Annotated in this window: 16 protein-coding genes; 7 read left to right on the top strand and 9 right to left on the bottom strand. The window is 68.4% G+C overall.

Features of this window, described 5'->3' with window-relative positions:
• Positions 1 to 54 precede the first annotated feature (54 nt).
• Together B2U11_RS10195 and B2U11_RS10200 are read right to left on the bottom strand one after the other, a co-directional pair.
• Positions 55 to 2145 (bottom strand): S46 family peptidase, encoded by a 2091-nt coding sequence (locus B2U11_RS10195; RefSeq protein WP_292071503.1) that lies wholly within the window; start codon positions 2143 to 2145, stop codon positions 55 to 57.
• Positions 2146 to 2331: 186 nt separating this feature from the next.
• On the bottom strand, positions 2332 to 4416 hold the full coding sequence (locus B2U11_RS10200) for a S46 family peptidase (protein WP_292071504.1): 2085 nt from the start codon (positions 4414 to 4416) through the stop codon (positions 2332 to 2334).
• A 172-nt stretch (positions 4417 to 4588) separates the two neighbouring features.
• Here B2U11_RS10200 and B2U11_RS10205 point away from each other — a divergent pair, with 172 nt between their 5' ends.
• Genes B2U11_RS10205 through B2U11_RS10215 form a run of 3 tightly spaced genes read left to right on the top strand, consistent with a single transcriptional unit; the run spans position 4589 to position 7555 of the window.
• Positions 4589 to 5761: an ABC transporter permease gene (locus B2U11_RS10205; RefSeq protein ID WP_292071507.1), complete on the top strand. Its 1173-nt coding sequence runs from the start codon at positions 4589 to 4591 to the stop codon at positions 5759 to 5761.
• Positions 5758 to 6513: an ABC transporter ATP-binding protein gene (locus tag B2U11_RS10210; protein ID WP_249751521.1), complete on the top strand. Its 756-nt coding sequence runs from the start codon at positions 5758 to 5760 to the stop codon at positions 6511 to 6513. The genes B2U11_RS10205 and B2U11_RS10210 overlap by 4 nt, the downstream gene beginning before the upstream one ends.
• A gap of 34 nt (positions 6514 to 6547) precedes the next feature.
• Positions 6548 to 7555: an HlyD family secretion protein gene (locus B2U11_RS10215; protein WP_292071510.1), complete on the top strand. Its 1008-nt coding sequence runs from the start codon at positions 6548 to 6550 to the stop codon at positions 7553 to 7555.
• A gap of 21 nt (positions 7556 to 7576) precedes the next feature.
• Here the strand turns inward: B2U11_RS10215 and B2U11_RS10220 are convergent, their stop codons facing one another.
• Entirely contained in the window at positions 7577 to 8392 is an 816-nt protein-coding gene (locus B2U11_RS10220; RefSeq protein WP_292071511.1) for a crotonase/enoyl-CoA hydratase family protein, read from the bottom strand.
• 115 nt (positions 8393 to 8507) lie between these two features.
• Positions 8508 to 8660: a hypothetical protein gene (locus B2U11_RS10225; RefSeq protein ID WP_292071513.1), complete on the bottom strand. Its 153-nt coding sequence runs from the start codon at positions 8658 to 8660 to the stop codon at positions 8508 to 8510.
• 157 nt (positions 8661 to 8817) lie between these two features.
• Here B2U11_RS10225 and B2U11_RS10230 point away from each other — a divergent pair, with 157 nt between their 5' ends.
• Together B2U11_RS10230 and B2U11_RS10235 are read left to right on the top strand one after the other, a co-directional pair.
• Positions 8818 to 9024: a DUF1289 domain-containing protein gene (locus B2U11_RS10230; protein WP_292071516.1), complete on the top strand. Its 207-nt coding sequence runs from the start codon at positions 8818 to 8820 to the stop codon at positions 9022 to 9024.
• Between the two features lie 58 nt (positions 9025 to 9082).
• A complete protein-coding gene (locus B2U11_RS10235; RefSeq protein WP_292071518.1) occupies positions 9083 to 9595 on the top strand; it encodes a TIGR02281 family clan AA aspartic protease in 513 nt (170 codons plus the stop codon).
• On the opposite strand, the gene pgsA is transcribed toward B2U11_RS10235, so the two are convergent.
• From pgsA to B2U11_RS10250, 4 genes are read right to left on the bottom strand one after another with little or no spacing between them, the layout of a single operon-like run.
• The gene (gene pgsA, locus B2U11_RS10240; RefSeq protein ID WP_292071519.1) at positions 9592 to 10227 is read right to left on the bottom strand and encodes a CDP-diacylglycerol--glycerol-3-phosphate 3-phosphatidyltransferase; all 636 of its coding nucleotides are present in this window, start codon (positions 10225 to 10227) and stop codon (positions 9592 to 9594) included. The genes B2U11_RS10235 and pgsA overlap by 4 nt on opposite strands.
• Positions 10224 to 10679, bottom strand: a complete 456-nt coding sequence (locus B2U11_RS10245; protein WP_292071522.1) for a PIN domain-containing protein — start codon at positions 10677 to 10679, stop codon at positions 10224 to 10226. The genes pgsA and B2U11_RS10245 overlap by 4 nt, the downstream gene beginning before the upstream one ends.
• Positions 10676 to 10918 carry a type II toxin-antitoxin system Phd/YefM family antitoxin gene (locus tag B2U11_RS15740; protein ID WP_414632955.1) on the bottom strand — a complete coding sequence of 81 codons (243 nt, stop codon included), beginning with the start codon at positions 10916 to 10918 and terminating at the stop codon, positions 10676 to 10678. The genes B2U11_RS10245 and B2U11_RS15740 overlap by 4 nt, the downstream gene beginning before the upstream one ends.
• A gap of 36 nt (positions 10919 to 10954) precedes the next feature.
• On the bottom strand, positions 10955 to 11581 hold the full coding sequence (locus B2U11_RS10250) for a carbonic anhydrase (protein WP_201216325.1): 627 nt from the start codon (positions 11579 to 11581) through the stop codon (positions 10955 to 10957).
• Positions 11582 to 11649: 68 nt separating this feature from the next.
• On the opposite strand from B2U11_RS10250, the gene B2U11_RS10255 reads away from it, so the two are divergent.
• Together B2U11_RS10255 and B2U11_RS10260 are read left to right on the top strand one after the other, a co-directional pair.
• Positions 11650 to 11886 carry an antitoxin gene (locus B2U11_RS10255; RefSeq protein ID WP_201216323.1) on the top strand — a complete coding sequence of 79 codons (237 nt, stop codon included), beginning with the start codon at positions 11650 to 11652 and terminating at the stop codon, positions 11884 to 11886.
• A gap of 9 nt (positions 11887 to 11895) precedes the next feature.
• Positions 11896 to 12267: a PIN domain-containing protein gene (locus B2U11_RS10260; RefSeq protein WP_242520050.1), complete on the top strand. Its 372-nt coding sequence runs from the start codon at positions 11896 to 11898 to the stop codon at positions 12265 to 12267.
• Positions 12268 to 12274: 7 nt separating this feature from the next.
• Here B2U11_RS10260 and B2U11_RS10265 read toward each other — a convergent pair.
• Positions 12275 to 12516, bottom strand: a 242-nt coding sequence (locus B2U11_RS10265; RefSeq protein ID WP_292071525.1) for a helix-hairpin-helix domain-containing protein, incomplete at its 5' end; no start/stop codon positions are given.

The following is a 12516-nucleotide window of genomic DNA, read 5'->3' on the forward strand; positions in this document are numbered from 1 at the left end:
GGCGATGAAGCGCGGCGACGTCGTCGGGCGTCGCCGCGCGGAACGTCAGGTCGCTCACTGCCCCCTGTCTGGAGTGACCCCCAGCTCCTCGACCAGATGGTCCATGCCGTAGACGTCGCGGAGCGCCACGGTCACGGCCTGGGTGGTGACGATGACGCTTCGGTTGACCGCGCGGTCGTAGCCGTAGGCGTTCCTCTGCGTCAGGACGGTGGAGTCGAAGTTGGCCCCGATGATCTGGCCCCGCGCATTGATGGCAGGCGAACCGGAGGAGCCGCCGATGGTGTCGCTGGAGACGGCCATGTCCATCACCGCGTTCGGGTCGATGCGGTCCTTCGCGGCCATCAGCTTGGGCGCAACCTTGAACGGCTCTGCGCCGGTGGCGCGGTCCCACAGGCCGGCGAAGGTGGTGAAGGCTCCAAACCGCTGGCCGGGCGCGTCCGACCCTTCGACCTGGCCGTAGGTCAGGCGCAGGGTGCCGGTGGCGTCGGGATAGACGCTGTCGCCATAGGCGGCGAAGCGGGCGGCGGCCAGCTGTTCCGAGGCGCGGTCGGTCGGGGCCTGGACCTTTTCCTCCCATTCGGCGCGCACGGCGCGGGCGTCGGCGTCGATGGCCAGGGCGTAGCGGATCATCGGGTCGGTCGAGGCCTGGACGGCCGCCAAGCCGCCGTCCCACAGGGCGCGGCGCACGGCCGGATCGGCCAGTTGCGTGCCCTCGACCAGGCGGGCCGACAGACCCTCCGGGCTGTCCTTGCCCAGGAGCGTGGCGACATGGGGGTTGTCGACCGTCAGCCATTCGCGCGTCTTGGACAGCCACCATTCCAGGCGAATCTGCTCCAGCTCCGGATAGGTCGGGCGCTCGGCGAACAGGCGCGACTGGACGCCCGACAGGCGGCTGTCGGCGAACTCGGGCAGGCGCTGGTCGGACGGCTTGGCCCGTTCCTGGGCGCCGCGCACCAGGGTGCGGGCGTAAGCGAACAGCTGCGATCCGCCGGCGACCGAGGTGGTCCCCAGGCCCGTGCCGCCCTCCAGAAGGGCCATGGCGGGATAGAGCTCGCGCGCGGTCGGCTGGATCGCTTCCAGGGCCCCCCACGGGTCGGGCCCGTCGCCGTTGGCGGCGGCGTAACGCTGCATGAAGTCGGCCTCGGCCGCGGCCTTGGCCGTCATGAAGGCCGGGTCGATCAGGGCGGCCATGCGGCCGCGCCCGCGCTTGTAGGTGTTCTCCAGACCGACGATCGGGTCCATGGCGATGAAGGCCTGCTCCTCGCCCTCTTGCGAATAGCGGATCAGCCGACCGCGCAGCTCGGACGCGATCAACTGGTCCAGCGGCAGGACCACGTCGCGGATGGTGGCCAGCTGATCCATCGTCAGCAGGCGCTGGGTCGCGCCGGGATTGCCGGAGACGAAGACGGCCTCGCCCTCGGTGGGCTTGTCGGCGTTCCAGGCGAAGTGGATCGGCGTCTCGACCGGCTTGCCGTCTTCGTACAGGCGGATGAAGGCGGCATCGATGGCGAAGCGCGGGAAGGAGAAGTTGTCCAGGTCGCCGCCGAAGGTCGCGGCGCGATCCTCGGGCACCCAGGCCAGGCGCACGTCGTCGTACTTGCGGAATTTATAGAGCTTGAACTGGCCGCCGCGGTACAGGCTGACGACCTGGCAGCGGACCTTGGCGTCGTCGCCGCAGCCTTCCGTCTCGATGCGGCCCGCCTCGGCGTCGCGCGCCTGGGTGAAGGCCTGGCCTTCCAGCCCTTCGCCGGCCTTCTTCATCCGCTCGGTGACGTCGGAGATGTCGGTCAGGATCTCCGCCGAGGCGCCGGGGCATTTCAGCTCCTCCTCGCGCGACTTCGGGGTGAAGCCGGTCTCGGCGTAGTTGACCTGGGGCGTCGACAGATTGGCCACGCAGGTGGCCACGCAGTGGTTGTTGGTCATCACCAGGCCCTGGCCCGAGACGACGCCGGCCGAGCAGCCGCCGAACTTCACCGACGACAGCCGCACCCGGTCCAGGAAGGCCTGGTCGATGTTCGTCCCCAGCGCCTGGTTGGCGCGGGCGATGGGAAAGTTGTCGAAGGTCCACATGCCTTCCTCGGCGCTGGCCGAGGATGCAGCGGCGGCGGCGAGAACGGCGGTGGAGGCGAGAAGGGCGAGGCGCATGGATGTGGGGTCCTGTGTCTCCTCCCCGTTCGCGCAGCGGAGGGGGAGGTGGCGCGGCGCGCAGCGCCGTGACGGAGGGGGTCTTCGATAAAACACCAATGTCCGTGCGGCGGGAAGAACCCCTCCACCGCTTCGCGGTCCCCCTCCCCATCGCGAGCGATGGGGAGGAGACTTTGGCGTATCGGCCTACTCGACGCCCAACTCTTCCAGCAGGCGCGGCTGGTTGTAGACGTTGCGCAGGGCCTCGGTGATGGCGGCGGTGGAGACCGTGACCGTGCGGTTCAGGTTTCCGTCGTAGCCGAAGCTGCCGCCCAGCGAGTGGATGTTGCCGTCGAAGGCGGCGCCGATCACCTCGCCCTTGGCGTTGATCACCGGCGAGCCCGAGTTGCCGCCGATGATGTCGTTGGTCGAGACGAAGTCATAGACGGTCTGCTTGTTGACCTTGTCCTCGGCCGCCAGCCAGTCCTCGGCCGCGTTGAAGGGCTCGGCGCCGGTGTTCCGCTCATACAGGCCGCCGATGTAGGTGAAGGGCTCCACCGTCACGCCCTGGTAGGTCCAGCCCTTCACCGCGCCGTACGACAGGCGAAGGCTGAAGGTCGCGTCCGGATAGAGGTTGGTGCCGTAGGCGGCGAAGCGGGCCTGGGCGATCTTTTCGCCCGCGCGGCTGGTCGGACCCGAGACGGCCGATTCCCACTGGGTGCGGATGGCCTGGGCCGCGTCGTCATTGGCCAGAACGAACTGGATCATGGCGTCGCCCGAGGCCGCCAGCTGTTCCGGCGTCATGGCCAGGGCCTGGGCGCGGAAGGCCGGATCGGCCAGACGCGTGCCCGAGACGGTGCGTTCGGCGATCTGCTCGGGGCTGTCCTTGCCCAGCAGCGCCTTCACCTGCGGATTGTCGACGGTCAGGTATTCGCGGGTCTTGGACAGCCAGAACGACATGTAGATTTCCTCGATGTCGTTCGAGATCGGCGCGTTCTGGGACAGGCGGCGGCCCAGGGCGGCGATGTCGGCGTCCGAATAGCCGGGGCGGCGTTCGGCGGCCGGCTTGGCCCGTTCCTTGGCCGCGCGGACGATGGCCTTGGCGTAGCTGTAGAGCTGCGAGCGCGGGCCGGATTCAAGCTGGCGATAGGGCAGATAGAGATTGCGCTGGGCCTGGGCCACGCGCTCCAGGTCGGCCCACGGGTCGCCGATGCGGGCGGCCAGTGCGGGATCGGCGGCGACGCGCTGGCGCAGCTCGGCCTCTTCCTGGCGCTTCTTGGCCATGAAGGCGGGATCGGTCAGGGCGCCCTGCTGGCCATAATAGACCTTGAAGGTGTTCTCCAGGCCGAAGATCGGATCGACGGCGACGCGCTTGGCCTCCTCGCCTGTGGTCGAATATTCCAGAAGGCGGCCGCGCAGTTCGGAGAACTGGATCAGGCTGATGGGCAGCTGCTGGTCGCGCAGCGCCTCCAGCTGGGCCACGGTCAGCAGGCGCTGCGTCGTGCCGGGGTTGCCCGCGACGAAGGTGACGTCGCCTTCCTTGGGCGCGTTCGGATTCCAGGTCAGGTGGTTGGGCGTGGCGACCGGCTTGCCATCCTCGTAGATGCGCAGGAAGCCGCTATCCAGCGCATAGCGCGGGAAGTTGAAGTTGTCCGGGTCGCCGCCGAAGAAGGCGGCCTGGAACTCGGGCGCGAAGACCAGGCGCACGTCGTCGTACTTGCGGAACTTGTAGAGCTTGTACTGGCCGCCGCGGTACAGGCTGATGACTTGGCAGGTCCATTTGGGATCGTCGCCGCAGCCTTCCTTCTGGATCTTCTCGCTCTCGGCGTTGCGGGCCTGGACGAAGGCGGCGCCCTCCAGGCCCTGGCCGGCGCCCTGGACCCGCTCGGTCACGTCGGTGATCTCGGTCAGGATCTCGGCCGTCTGGCCCGGGCACTTCTTCTCGTCCTCGCGGGTGGCGGGCATCCAGCCGTTCTTGACGTAGTCGTGCTGGGCGTCCGACAGGTCCTGGACGCAGCCGACGACGCAGTGGTGATTGGTGAGGATCAGGCCTTCGCCCGACACCAGCGAGGCCGAGCAGCCCTGCAGCCGCACGGCCGCCTCGCGCACCCGGTCCAGCCACGCCTGGTCGATGTTCGTGCCATAGGTCTGGTTCACGGTGGCGATCGGGAAGTTGTCGAACGTCCACATCCCTTCTTCCGCCTTGGCCGGGCCGGCGGGGGCGGACAGGACGGCGGTCGCGGCGCCCAGGGCGGCCAGCGAGGCGGTGAGACGTAGTGAAGGCAGGGACATCGGGCGTTTTCTCCGGTCGCCGGGATCGGGTCGATCCGGCCGTTATTCTGTAACTAGACCCGCCGCCGCGGCGCGGGCAAGTCGGGCGTCCGCGCCGCCTTACCCCGATTTAACTTGGCCGCGAGGACACGCGCGGTCAGATAGAACCCAGTTCGGGGGATTTCAGCGCTTCATGTCGCTTGCACTTTCTACATTGCTGTTCGAGTGGCGCCGCTACATGGCCGCGGTCATGGCCCTGGCGCTGTCGGGGCTGCTGGTCCTGGCCATGACCGGCGTCTTCATCGGCATCGGCAAGGGCTTCACCGCCGCCATCGAGCGGTCGCGCGCCGACGTGATCATCATGCAGCCCGGCGCGACCCAGCTGTTCGGCGGCTCCATGGGCGTGCCCCGGCGGTTCATCCCCCTGGCCTACAACCACCCCGAGGTGGTCGAGGTCCGCGCCTTGGAGATCAACGGCGGCAACCTTCAGAACGTGCGCGATATCGATCCGACGATGAGCCAGGCCGAGCGCGCGCGCCAGGGCGCCCCCAAGTCGCGCCAGGTCATGGTCAATGTGATCGACACCCAGCCCGGTTCGGTCACCATACCGGTGGACTATTCAGACGAGCTGGTCGCGGCGCTGCGCCAGCCCTTCACCATCGCCGTCGACGAGACCGCGCTGGGGACGCTGGGCGTCAAGCTGGGCGACCGCGCCATCTACGCCGGCCAGACGGTGACGGTGGTGGGCGTGCTGCGGGGCTATCCCAACATGATGCAGCCGACCATCGTCATGTCGCGGGACTCGCTGCGGATGCTGGGCCAGTCGTGGGGCAACACCATGGGCGGCCCGCTGATGATCAAGCTGCGCGACCCCGCCAAGGCGTCGGTGGTCGCCGCCCAGCTGAACGAGATGGGCAAGGGCCAGTGGCGCGCCTGGACCCGTCAGGAGCTGGCCGACGCCAACGCCAAGTCGATGTTCGAGGAAGGCATTCTGGTCATCATCATCGGCGGCTGCGTGGTGCTGGGCATCATCATCGGCGTGGCCATCACCTGGCAGACCCTGCGCGGCGCCATCATGGCCAACATCAAGGAGTTCGCCTCGCTGCGGGCCCTGGGCGTCGGCATGGGCAGCCTGCGCCGCATCGTCGTCGAACTGAGTTTCTGGGTCGGTCTGGTGGGGGTGGCGGCGGCCGTCCTGCTGACGTGGCTGCTGTCGCTGCTGGCGCGGATGGGCGGGGTCATCATCGCCCTGCCGTTCAGCCTGCTGCTCGTGGTCGGCATCGGCCTGGTCCTGATCGCCATGGGGTCCGGCCTGCTGTCGCTGGGCGTCCTGAAGAAGAGCCAACCGGCGGATTTGCTGCGATGATCCACACCAAGACCCACGGCAAACATGGCGACTACGCCATCGAGGCCACCGGCCTGATCAAGCGGTTCAAGTCGGGCCGCGCCTTCGTCGAGGTTCTGAAGGGCGTCGATTTCGACGCGCGGCACGGCGACCTGACGATGGTCATGGGACCGTCGGGATCGGGCAAGTCGACGCTGATCGCGGCGCTGTCCGGCCTGCTGAAACCCGAGGAGGGACGCGTCGACGCCCTGGACGTCGACGACCTGTGGAAGCTGTCGACTGGCCGGATCGACCGGTTCCGCCTCGAGAACTGCGGCTTCATCTTCCAGGGCTTCAACCTGTTCCCGTCGCTGACCGCCCTGCAACAGGTCGAGACGGTGCTGAAGTTCCAGGGGTTGTCCTCGGGCCAGGCCAAGAAGCGCGCCACGACGGCGCTGGAGGAGGTCGGCCTGGGCCATCGTCTGCACCAGCGGCCCGCGGCCCTGTCGGGCGGCGAGAAGCAGCGCGTCGCCATCGCCCGCGCCCTGGCCAAGGATCCCAAGATCCTGTTCGCCGACGAACCGACCTCGGCCCTGGACGGCGAAAACGGGCAGGTGGTCATCAAGCTTCTGCGCCGGGCCGCCACAGAACACGGCGCGGCCGTCATCTGCGTGACCCACGACCCGCGCCTGGAGGCCTGGGCCGACCGGGTCATCCACATCGAGGACGGCAAGATCCTGGACGACCAGCGCCGCAATCCCGATCCGGACGCCGTTCTGGCGTCGCATCACTGAACCAACAGACGAACCCCTTAGGACGACACGCCCCATGCCCGGCTTCCTGAAGAAAAAACGCACCTGGCTCGGCCTGCTGGTGATCATCGTGCTGGTGGTCGGCTTCATGCTGTTCCAGTCGGCCGCCAAGACCAAGAAGGCCGAGGCCGAGAAGGCGGCCGCCACCAAGGTGGAAAGCCCCTACGCCGCCATCGCCAACGGCAAGGTGGACGTCGAGGGCGGCATCATCCAGATCGCCGCCCGGCGTGGCGGCGTGGTGCGCGACGTCCTGGTGCAGGAAGGCGACCGGGTCGTCGCCGGCCAGATCCTGGCCCGCCAGGAGGACGACGAGGCGCGCTTGGCCGTGCAAAGCGCCCAGGCCGCCGTCAACCAGGCCGAGAGCCAGCTGGCGCAGATCCAGGTCGACATCCGCACCGCCCAGCGCGAGCACGACCGACTGTCGCAGCTGGTGGCCACCAACTTCGTCGCCGCCCAGCGAATGGACCAGGCCAAGGACGCCATCGCCACCGCCCAGGCGCGGCTGGGGTCGCAGACCGCCGCCGTCCAGACCGCCCGCGCCCAGCTGGCCCAGGCCCGCTACAACGAGGAACTGACGGTGATCCGCGCGCCGACCGCCGGCCGGATCGTGCGCCGCTACGCCAACCCCGGCGCCGGCGCCTCGACCCTGAACGTCTCGACCATGTTCGACCTGGAGCCTGACGCGCCGCGCATCGTCCGCGCCGAGGTGGTGGAAAGCGACCTGCCCAACCTGACCGACGGCCAGGCGGTGGAGATCACCCCCGAGGGCGACCCTTCCAAGGTCTATGTCGGCTCGGTGATGCGCCGGGCGGCGGTGTTCGGCGCGCGCAAGCTGGCCTCCGACGACCCCTCGCAGCGCACCGACGAGCGGGTGGTCGAGGTGGTGGCCTCGGCCGGCGACGCGCCGCTGCTGATCGGTCAGCGCGTCCTGGTCAAGTTCATGAAGCCCGGCCAGACCGCCGGCGCCAAGCGCGAAGCCGCCACCGGCGTCGGCCCCGACCGGGCGATGGTGCGACCGCAGTAGGCGGCGCGTCCTCGATCTCGATCAGCGCCCCGCGAAGTCGGCGGGGCGCTTTTCCAGGACGGCGGCGACGCCCTCCAGGTGGTCTTCGGTCTGGTGGGCCAGGGCCTGCATGGCGGCCGACAGTTCCAGGATCTGCTCGAAGGTCTGGTCGCGGCCCTGGCGCATCAGGGCCTTGGCCATGCGCAGGGCGTGGGGCGGCTGGGCCGCGATCTGGCCAGCGATCAGCAGGGCTTCGTCCATCAGCCGGTCGTGCGCGACGACGCGGTTGACCAGGCCCCAGCGCTCGGCCGTCTCGGCGTCGACGCTGCGCCCGGTGAACAGCATCTCGGCGGCGCGGGCGTAGCCGACGTCGCGCGGCAGACGCCAGGCCCCGCCGTCGCCGGGGATGATCCCCAGCTTGAGGAAGGGCACGCCGAAGCTGGCCCGGTCCGAGGCGATGCGGATGTCGGCGGTGCAGGCGATGCCGCAGCCCAGGCCCATGGCCGGGCCGTTGACGGCCGAGACCAGCGGAACCTCCAGGTCGTAGAGCGAGCGCACGATGCGGTGGACCACGCGGCGATAGCGTTGGCGGATTTCGGCGCCGGAGCCCGCGAACAGGTCGCGCCGGTCGCGCATCGCCGTCAGGTCGCCGCCGGCCGAAAAGGCGCGTCCCGCGCCGGTCAGCACGACGCACCGGACGCTGTGATCGGCGTTGGCCTGGGCGCAGGCGGCGGCGAATTCCTCGCCGTCGGTCAGGTCGGGCAGGGCGTTCAGCCGCGCCTCGCGGTCCAGCGTCCAGACCAGGACGCCGTCCCGGCGTTCCTGGCGGATCAGGCTGTGTTCGGGCACCGGGGCCATGCGTCGTCTCCTTCGGCTGGCCCCGTCATCGGCCGCCGACGCCGGGTCAGGCAAGAGCGGAAATGCAAAAGCCCCGGTCGAACCGGGGCTTCCGCATCGCTGGCCGCAGGCGGTCTCAGCGTTTCTTGATCGTATAGGGTACGAAGTTGGACGGATGGCTGACCACCCGGCCCACGTTCGACGGCATCTGCCGACTGTTCACCAGCATCCCGCCCCACAGGGCGAAGGACATCATGGCGTGCTGGAGGTTGCGCTCCTTATCGTTCATCTTGGCGTCTCCTTTCGCAGAACGATGAAAAGAGACGCGTCGTACCTATGGGGGTCTCACCCTCAGTCGTTTCGCGTCGTCGGCCAATATAAGACAGTTTCGTGAATTTGCAAATTTATAAGTCCGAGGTCGGAGCATTATTCGCTTCGGTGTCACAATGAGCGAGGGGCCGCCGCGCGCGATCGCCAGCCCCTGCGTGATGGTGTGCGCCGTCGATGGCGAGAGCGGCCTGTGCCTGGGCTGCTTTCGCACGCTGAAGGAGATCGCCGGCTGGCGGGCGCTGAGCGATGCGCAGCGCGCGGCGGTGATGGCGGACCTGCCGTCGCGACGCGACCGCATCGACCCGGCCAAGCTGGGCGGGTAAGGTTTCGTCAGCCACGTCGCTTCACCGCATCCCAAGACCGGTCCGCTAGACCGGAGCCATGATCCGGTTCGACCTGCAATCCGCCATCGTGATCGGCGTCGCCCTGACGCTGTCATGCGCCACCGCGCTTGCGGTGCGCAGCCTGGACGGGGCGGGCCAGGCCCAGGCCGCCGTGGTCGCGCCTTGGTCGCCCAAGGCCAGCGGCGCGTCGGCGCAGGTGGTGCGCGGCGCCGATGGTCACTACTGGACCCAGGCCCGCATCGACGGCCGGGCCGTGGACGTGCTGGTCGACACTGGCGCGACGGTCGTGGCCCTGACGCGCCAGGACGCGCGTCGCCTGGGCGTCGATCCCGCCCCGGACGCCTTCACGCGCCAGGTGCAGACGGCCTCGGGCCTGGCGCGGGCGGCGTCGGTCCGGCTGTCGTCCGTTTCGGTCGGCGGGACGCGGGTGGAAGCGGTCGAGGCCCTGGTGGTCGAGGAGGGCCTGGCCTATTCGCTGCTGGGCATGAGCTTTCTGGGCCGGCTGTCGGGCTTCGAAGCCACGCCGCACGGCCTGACGCTGCGGCCCTAGATCGTCCGCATCTGGCGGCGCGCCTCGCGGAAATACTGCCAGCCGGTCCACAGGGTGATGATCGCGGCCAGCCAGATCAACACGTCCGAGAAGAACTGGAACTCGTCCAGATACTCGAACGACAGGCCGAAGCCGTCCCAGTTGCGGGCGAACAGCTGGCAGCCCAGGGCCACCATCTGCAGGGTGGTCTTCCACTTGGCGGCCAGGGTGACCGGCAGTTCGATGCGGCCGGCCATGGTTTCGCGCAGGGCCGAGACGGCGAATTCGCGGAACAGGATCAGGCCGCAGGGAATGATGATCTGCGGCACCGAGCCCGAGGTCAGCACGCCCAGGATGGCCCCGGTCGTCAGCACCTTGTCGGCGATGGGGTCCAGGATGGCGCCCCAGCTGGACGTCGCGTTCCAGCGTCGCGCCAGCCAGCCGTCGAACCAGTCGGTCGAGGCGGCGATGACGAAGATCCAGAAACCGGTTCGGTAGAGGGCGAACTGGTCGTCCGGGCTCATCCACTGGTCGGCGAAGGGAAAGCCGCTGGTCGCGCCGGCCAGGATCAGGAACATCACCACGCCCGCCAGCAGGCGGATGCCCGTCAGGATGTTGGGGATGGGGTTGGGGCGGTGGGCGTGCGCGGTCATGACGGGTGCTCCAGCAGCGAGGCCAGCAGGGGATGCAGGGTTTGCGCGAACGGATTGGCGACGGTCACGCCTCGATAGACGAAGCCGTCCTGCATGTCTTCGGAAAGCAGAAGCGCGCAACCTGCCTCGGCGGCGATGGTCAGCACCAGCGCGTCCCAGATTTGAAGGTTGAAGAAGGCTGCGCCTTCCAGAGCCGACTGCGTCGTCGCGGCGGTCGGCGCGGTCAGGCCGATGGCGTCCGCCCAATTCTGAACGATGCGACGCGCGATCTTGGGGTCATGGCCGCCTTTGCGGGTCAGGATGTTATAGAATTCTCCGGCGACCTGGGTCGGCAGGACCAGGGACGCCTCGGAGAGGGCCTGGACTAGCCCGAGCGCCAGCCGCCGCTTCTGATCGTCGTCGCCGATGCCGGCGGCGTAGCCCAGGACGTTGGTGTCCAGGGCGATCTTCAAGCGTAGCCGTCTTCGCGAGTGATCGGACCCGGCGCCCGGCCAGGCAGGGCCGCCAACTCATCCACCAGACTCCGGAGGCGAGCGGCGCGATCCTCTCCCGGCGCCGGCTTCGCCGCAGGCTCCATGCGCACCATGGGCTTGCCGTGAGCGGTAATGACGTAGCGTTCTCCGCGCGCCACGTCCCGGAAGATGCGAGAAAATTCCCGGTTGGCCTCGGTTGCGGTCACAGTGCGTTCCATGCGGCTAAAGTAGTGGAAAACACTACTTTGCACAACTCACGCCAGCGGTTCGAACCGGGGCTTGTCGGTCAGGGCCGTCAGGACGCCGTCGGCGATGCCGAAGTGCAGGCCGCTGAGCGTCAGGCGCCCGTCGCCCTCGCGTTCGGCGATCCAGGGGAAGGTGCGAAGGTTTCGGATCGACAGGCGCACGATGGCTTCCTCGGCGGCGCGTTCCACCTCCTCGGTCGCGACGGTCTCGGCCACGTGCCGGACCACGGGCGCGCCCTGGGCGATCCAGGGGGCGACGAAGTCGGCGACGATGTCCGGCGCGCCGTTGATCATGGCGTTGACCCCGCCGCAGTGGGCGTGACCCATCACGACGATCCGCTTGACCCCCAGCACCTTGACCCCGAACTCCAGAGCGGCCGAGACGCCGTGGAGCTTGCCGTCCGGTTCATAGGGCGGGACCAGGTTGGCGACGTTGCGCACCACGAACAATTCGCCCGGCTTGGCGTCGAAGATCAGGGCCGGGTCGGCGCGGCTGTCGGAACAGGCGACGATCAGGGTGTGCGGCTTCTGGCCCTTCTCGGCCAGGGTCTCGTATTCGGCGCGCGCGGCGGGCCAATGCTCGGCCCGGAAGCGGTGATAGCCGGCGGTCAGTTCGTCGTCATGATGGTCGCACATGAGGGATGTCTAGCGATTTGGGCGGTCGTCCGAAATGGTGTATACGCGTATATACAGAGGAGCGTCCCATGCCGGTGACCAGCCGAACATTTCGCAGCGGAAACAGCGACGCCGTGCGTCTGCCCAAGGAGGTGTCCTTTGGGCCGGGTGTCGAGGTCGAGATCGAGCGGGCGGGGGACGTTGTGACCATGAAACCGAAGCGTCCTTCGGTCCAGGACATGATTGCGGCGTTGGACGCCCTTCCGAAACCGTCTCGCATTCAGAAGCGCCCCGTCATTCTGCCGCCTCGTCGCAAGGGCCTCTGAGTGCCGCTCATGCTGGACACCAGCGTCGCCATCCATTTGCGGGATGGCGATGGCGGCGTTCGAGATCGCATCTTGACGCTGAACAGCACGCCCGTGTTGTCGATCATCACCCAAATCGAACTTGAAGGCGGCGTCGTCGGCGCCGACGCCACAATCAGGAGACAGCGGCTGGACCGAATGTTCGCGGTGATGCCGATCTTGCCGTTTGTCGCGGACGATGTGGAGCGCTATCGCGCTATTATCGCGACCAAGGGATTCTCAAGACGCAAGACGATGGATCGCCTCATCGCGGCTCAGGCCATCAGGGCGAACGCCACGCTTGTCACGCTGAACGGCGACGACTTCCGCGACATTCCCGGACTGACGCTGCTGGAGTGGTGAAGGCCGCTCACGCCTTGCGGAAGAAGGCGTGGATGCGCTCGGCCAGGGGTTGGCTGATGCCGTCCACCTTGACCAGGTCGACGACGGAGGCGCGGCCGACGCCCTTGGCCGAGCCGAAGGCGTGCAGTAGGGCCTTCTTGCGGCCGGGGCCGACGCCTTCGATCTCGTCCAGGGGATTGCGCTTGATATCCATCGAGCGACGCTTGGCGTGGGCGCCGTTGGCGAAACGGTGCGCCTCGTCGCGCAGGC

It is taken from the genome of Brevundimonas sp. UBA7534 (genome assembly GCF_002479325.1).
Lineage (GTDB): Bacteria > Pseudomonadota > Alphaproteobacteria > Caulobacterales > Caulobacteraceae > Brevundimonas.

Coding starts and splice junctions, on each gene's coding strand:
- B2U11_RS10195 (WP_292071503.1), bottom strand. CDS start 2,145: ATGCGCCTCGCCCTTCTCGCCTCCACCGCCGTTCTCGCCGCCGCCGCT.
- B2U11_RS10200 (WP_292071504.1), bottom strand. CDS start 4,416: ATGTCCCTGCCTTCACTACGTCTCACCGCCTCGCTGGCCGCCCTGGGC.
- B2U11_RS10205 (WP_292071507.1), top strand. CDS start 4,589: ATGTCGCTTGCACTTTCTACATTGCTGTTCGAGTGGCGCCGCTACATG.
- B2U11_RS10210 (WP_249751521.1), top strand. CDS start 5,758: ATGATCCACACCAAGACCCACGGCAAACATGGCGACTACGCCATCGAG.
- B2U11_RS10215 (WP_292071510.1), top strand. CDS start 6,548: ATGCCCGGCTTCCTGAAGAAAAAACGCACCTGGCTCGGCCTGCTGGTG.
- B2U11_RS10220 (WP_292071511.1), bottom strand. CDS start 8,392: ATGGCCCCGGTGCCCGAACACAGCCTGATCCGCCAGGAACGCCGGGAC.
- B2U11_RS10225 (WP_292071513.1), bottom strand. CDS start 8,660: ATGAACGATAAGGAGCGCAACCTCCAGCACGCCATGATGTCCTTCGCC.
- B2U11_RS10230 (WP_292071516.1), top strand. CDS start 8,818: ATGAGCGAGGGGCCGCCGCGCGCGATCGCCAGCCCCTGCGTGATGGTG.
- B2U11_RS10235 (WP_292071518.1), top strand. CDS start 9,083: ATGATCCGGTTCGACCTGCAATCCGCCATCGTGATCGGCGTCGCCCTG.
- pgsA (WP_292071519.1), bottom strand. CDS start 10,227: ATGACCGCGCACGCCCACCGCCCCAACCCCATCCCCAACATCCTGACG.
- B2U11_RS15740 (WP_414632955.1), bottom strand. CDS start 10,918: ATGGAACGCACTGTGACCGCAACCGAGGCCAACCGGGAATTTTCTCGC.
- B2U11_RS10250 (WP_201216325.1), bottom strand. CDS start 11,581: ATGTGCGACCATCATGACGACGAACTGACCGCCGGCTATCACCGCTTC.
- B2U11_RS10255 (WP_201216323.1), top strand. CDS start 11,650: ATGCCGGTGACCAGCCGAACATTTCGCAGCGGAAACAGCGACGCCGTG.
- B2U11_RS10260 (WP_242520050.1), top strand. CDS start 11,896: ATGCTGGACACCAGCGTCGCCATCCATTTGCGGGATGGCGATGGCGGC.